Below are 4,866 nucleotides of genomic sequence, written 5' to 3' on the forward strand. Positions count from 1 at the left end.
TACTAGCCGTTACCTCTCCGGCGGCGGGCGTGTGTGTGGTCGTTGTGCCGAGCACTATTCGAGCTGCCGTGGCTGCGGCACCTTGACCCGTGTCGGGGGTGAGTGCGATACCTGCGATCATCCGCATCACGTGTGGAATTACAGCTACAAACCCGACCCACGCTTCCACGGCAACGGGCCGCTGTATCTGGGGATGGAACTGGAAATCGTTGTCCCCGAACACCACCACCGACACAGCGTCACACTCGCAGGCGATCACCTCGGGCTGTTGGGGTACCTGAAGCGGGATTCCTCGATCGAACCCGGCGGGTTCGAGCTGGTGACCCATCCGATGTCGTACGAGTACGCGATCGCCGAGTTCCCGTGGCCGCTGCTCGGAGAACTCGCCGAGCTCGGATGTCGCGCCGATGCCAGTGTCGGGCTGCATATCCACGCCAGCCGTGCCGGATTCGCCTCGCCAGCCCACATCTATCGGTGGATGAAGATGCTGTATCGCAACGAGTCCGCGGTCACGGTTATCGCGCGCCGCCGCTCGCACTACGCGCCGTTCGATCAGCGAGCCCGAGCGAAGGTCAAACACACCGCCAAAGACCCGCTGCACGCGTTGGGGTTGAGCCGATATCAGGCTATCAACCCCTACCCACGAAAAACCCTGGAGCTCAGGGTGTTCGCGTCCTCGCTCGATGTGCAGCAAGTGCAGGCCGCGTTGGCGTTCACCACCGCATCGATCGACTACACCCGGGACATGCGGGTCGCTGACGTGCGGTCCGGGGCGTGGGAATGGTCACGCTTCGCCACCTGGGTCACCGCACACCGCGGCCTGTATGGGCCGCTGTTGGCGGAGATGGAGGACCTGTCGTGTGCTTGCTGACCTACTTCCCGCCTGGCGCCGCACCGAATCCTGTGGCCTTGTCGGTCGGGGCGAGGGTGAATCCGCACGGTCACGGTTTCGCCGTGATCGCTGGGACCCGCATCATCACCAGCCACGGCATGGACGGCACCGCGGTGATCGACCACTTCACCGCGGTGCGCGCACGGTATCCGCGGTGGGCGGCATTGTTTCATTCCCGCTACGCCACCCACGGTGAGCGCAGCGTGGACAACTGTCATCCGTTCCGCCTCGGCGGTGATCCGCGAACAGTGTTGGCGCACAACGGCACTCTTCCCAAACGAGTCCATCCGCGCCCGTACGATCGCCGTTCGGATACCCGTATCGCGGCCGAGGAATATTTGGCTCGGCATCCGTTCGGGTCGATCGACACCCGCCGCGGCGCGCGTGGTCTGGGATCGTGGCTGGGCAGCAGCAAGCTGGTCATCCTCACCGTCGATCCCGCCTACCGCCACAGCGCCTACCTCTTCGGTGAATCCGCGGGCCGATGGGATGGCGGCATCTGGTACTCCAACACCAGCTACCAGCCACGGCCGCGTCGTCCGGCTCGCCGCTACCTGTGTCGGTCGTGCCTGAACGTCGACTTCGACCGCACCAGCCGCTACTGCAGCCGGTGCGGCTGGTGCTTCGACTGCGACACCGTATTCCCCGACTGCGAATGCGCCGAGAACCACCACGCTGACAGGCACCCGCCCCCGCACGGCCGGCTCGGCCTGCCTTCGACCCATCCGCACCGGCCACCGAAGTCGCCTATCTCCCGCTGATTTGTCCCCGAGAACCCCGCGCCCAGCGAATCCCGCTGGGCGCGGGGTTCTTTCCATTTTCGTCGAAAGGTCTTCTGTCATGCCCACACCCGTTGTCGCCGACTCCGCGTGCTCGCAATGTGCCGATCGGCTCCCTCCCGCGAACCTCACCACGACCCTCGACGGCGAATGCCTGTGCCGCTCGTGTGTCGATGACCTGTCGGTGTGCGTCGAATGCGGAGGGCACACCCGCAGCCCACACCTCACCAGCCACGACACGCTGCTGTGCGCGCGGTGCGTGTCCGGATGGACCCGGTGCGCGGACTGCCACACCTACAGCCGCACCACCACAACCGCGGTCGGTGCCCGCGAGATCTGCGGCAACTGCGTCCGCGACTACCAAACCTGCGACGACTGCGCCCGGCTGTGCACCGACACCTACGGCGTCCACAGCGGAAACCGAGTCTGCGACCCCTGCCTCGACGAGGACTACCGCGAATGCGCCGAATGCTTCGATCTCATCCCCTACGACGACACCTACTGCCAAGACTGCACCCGCCCCGAACACCCGGAGGTCTACGGCTACGACTACAAACCCGATCCTCGCTTCCACGGCAAGGGTCCGCTGTTCCTGGGGCTGGAACTCGAAATCAAAACCCCCACCCGCCATTTCAACGATGCGGTCGACACCGCCTTGGCCCACATCGGTGACCTCGCCTACCTGAAAGAGGATTCCTCGATCAGCCCGTGCGGGTTCGAACTCGTCACTCACCCCATGTCCCATGAGTACGCGCAAACGCGGTTCCCGTGGCGGCTGCTGACCCGGCTGCGGTTGCTGGGCTGCTACACCGACAGCGACGTCGGCATCCACATCCACCTCTCCCGCAACGGCTTCGACTCCCCCACCCACGCCTACCGGTGGCTCAAATTCGTCTACCGCAACCAGACCCCGGTCACCACGCTGGCCCGCCGCTCATCCAGCTGGGCCGAATTCTCCCCCCACGCGCGCTCGAACATGCTGGCCTTCGCCAAGGGTGAGCGCGGCGCGGCCCGTTACCACGCCATCAACGTGCGCCCCGAGCACACCTTCGAACTACGCATCTTCGCCAGCTCCCTACAGCCACAACAGGTCCAAGCCGCCCTGGCCTTCGCCGCCGCATCCGTGGAATACACGCGCTCTTTGACCGCAGCCGATATCGCGCGCCGCCGCGGCTGGGAATGGAACGCCTTCACCACCTGGCTACGCGCCCACCCGCCCTACTCGCCGCTTCTGTCCGAACTGGAGGACCTGGCATGTGCATCCTGACCTTCATCAAACCCGGCCACAACCCCAACCTCGACGCCCTACACGCTGGCGCGCTGGCCAACCCCCACGGCCACGGATACGCCATCATCACCAACAACACCATCACCACCGGCCACGGCCTCGACGCCGAAGCCGTCATCCTCGAATTCGCTTCTATCCGACAGCAGTACCCCGACGGTGCGGCGTTGTTCCACTCCCGCCTGGCCACCCACGGACCACGCACCCTCGACAACTGTCACCCCTTCCTCGTCGGCGGGGATGAACGAACGGTGCTCGCGCACAACGGGATCCTGCCCCAGAACGTGCACCCCACCCCCGGTGATCCACGCTCGGACACCCGCATCGCCGCCGAGGAATTCCTACCACAGCACCCGTTCGGGTCACTGGATTCCTGGACCGGACGCCAACAACTCGAAGCTTGGCTCGGCTTCGACAAGATGGTGCTGCTCACCGTCGACCCCGCCTACAAGCACACCGCTTACATCTTCAACGAACACCGCGGGCATTGGGACCAGGGCAGCTGGTACTCCAACCACACCTACCTCCCCGCCCTGTGGGCCAGCGACACCACCGACTACTGGGGCCACTGCAGCGAATGCGGCGAATTCAACGACGACCCCACCGGCCCCCACTGCATCGCCTGCGGGTTCTGCGCCGACTGCCTCCAGGCGTTCCCGCAATGCGACTGCCCCTCCTACGACGGCGAGGAACGCTACGCCGACCTGTTCGACCTCGAAACCGCCTGAACCCCAACCCATCCACTCACACCACCATCGGACCCGCGGTGGCGCTCCCCCAAGGAGAGGCGCGAATTCGAATGAGACACACGCCCATTCCAGCCCCCGCCCCGACGCGACTACGCGATATCCACGGTCACCCCACCACCGCCGCCACCACGATCGCCGTGGTCGATGTGCACGACCACCACCCGCATACCCGTCGGCGCTGGATCTCGCTGTGATCGCCAGCGGCCGGCAGCTGCTGGCCTGGATCGAAACCAACCTCCCCGACCTCGACGAGGATCGGTTCGGTCCCTGGCGAGCCGAACCAGCGGCCACCGCCGGTGCGCTCACAGCCCACATCCATGTGCGCATTCACAGTCCCGGAACCCCCGACCGCATCACCACCGTCACGCTGTCCGCGACCCCCGATTCACCGGATGCCGGTCGTGCACCACGCAACCTCAATGCGCCACAACCAGATTCGAGGTGAGCATGACCGCTACCCCACCTCCCCGCCGCACACGCACACCCGCACAGCCTGCGGTACCGATGCGATTGATGCACGCACCGACCTCGCACGGGCTCGTCGTTCCGTACATCACCTTGGCGCATCGCGATCGCAGTCAACCGGTGTGGGGAGCCCTCGATCCCGTCCGTCGCCTGCACGCCCTCACCCGCAAACTGTGTCAGGTCTGCGGCGAAACCCTCCAGATCTACGGCGAACCGTTCGGTGACCGGGTCGTGCTGTATCTGCGGCCCAGCGACTACCTGCGAGGAATCGCAGTAGAGCCGGGCGTCCATCAGGAATGCGGGCACTACTCCCAGCGCGCGTGCCCCACCCTGCACGGGCGCAGCACCCGCTACAACCCGTCCTCCCTCGGCGAACGCCTCACCCGCTGTGACGATCTCGAATGCGGCTGCGCCCGCTGGACGGTGACCGAAACCCCGCCCACGACACCGACGCGGGAAGGTCAGCCCGCCGAAGCCTGGTATCAGGCATGGCTGGCGCTATCGGACTACACCATCGTCTCCGACCCCGGCAACGACAACGTCGCACCCGCACTCGGCGTCGACATCCGCAACGCCCGATTGTTGAAACTGCGCAAGATCCGCGACGCCACACCCACCAACACCGGTGACCGGCCGATGGATCTACTCGCCACGCTCATCACCGCACGCGGACTCCTCGGCGACGCAAACCATGTG

Annotated in this window: 7 protein-coding genes; all 7 read left to right on the forward strand. The window is 65.7% G+C overall.

From position 1 onward, the window contains the following. On the forward strand, positions 1-871 hold an 871-nt coding region (locus NP3_RS45750), incomplete at its 5' end, for an amidoligase family protein (RefSeq protein ID WP_245721398.1). Positions 872-954: 83 nt separating this feature from the next. Continuing rightward, entirely contained in the window at positions 955-1,653 is a 699-nt protein-coding gene (locus NP3_RS45755; protein ID WP_245721399.1) for a class II glutamine amidotransferase domain-containing protein, read from the forward strand. A gap of 79 nt (positions 1,654-1,732) precedes the next feature. Next, a complete protein-coding gene (locus tag NP3_RS45760; protein WP_245721400.1) occupies positions 1,733-2,938 on the forward strand; it encodes a hypothetical protein in 1,206 nt (401 codons plus the stop codon). Then, positions 2,926-3,684 carry a class II glutamine amidotransferase gene (locus NP3_RS45765; RefSeq protein WP_063047939.1) on the forward strand — a complete coding sequence of 253 codons (759 nt, stop codon included), beginning with the start codon at positions 2,926-2,928 and terminating at the stop codon, positions 3,682-3,684. Before NP3_RS45760 ends, NP3_RS45765 begins: the two co-directional genes overlap by 13 nt. A gap of 71 nt (positions 3,685-3,755) precedes the next feature. After that, positions 3,756-3,899, forward strand: coding sequence for a hypothetical protein (locus NP3_RS48805; protein WP_157125008.1), 144 nt, complete (start codon positions 3,756-3,758; stop codon positions 3,897-3,899). Beyond that, positions 3,896-4,150, forward strand: a complete 255-nt coding sequence (locus NP3_RS45770; RefSeq protein WP_063047940.1) for a hypothetical protein — start codon at positions 3,896-3,898, stop codon at positions 4,148-4,150. Before NP3_RS48805 ends, NP3_RS45770 begins: the two co-directional genes overlap by 4 nt. A 68-nt stretch (positions 4,151-4,218) precedes the next feature. Then, positions 4,219-4,866: hypothetical protein (locus NP3_RS45775; protein WP_157125009.1), on the forward strand; the 648-nt coding region annotated here is incomplete at its 3' end.

Origin of the sequence: Nocardia pseudovaccinii NBRC 100343 (assembly GCF_001613225.1) — a bacterium.
Taxonomy (GTDB): domain Bacteria; phylum Actinomycetota; class Actinomycetes; order Mycobacteriales; family Mycobacteriaceae; genus Nocardia; species Nocardia pseudovaccinii.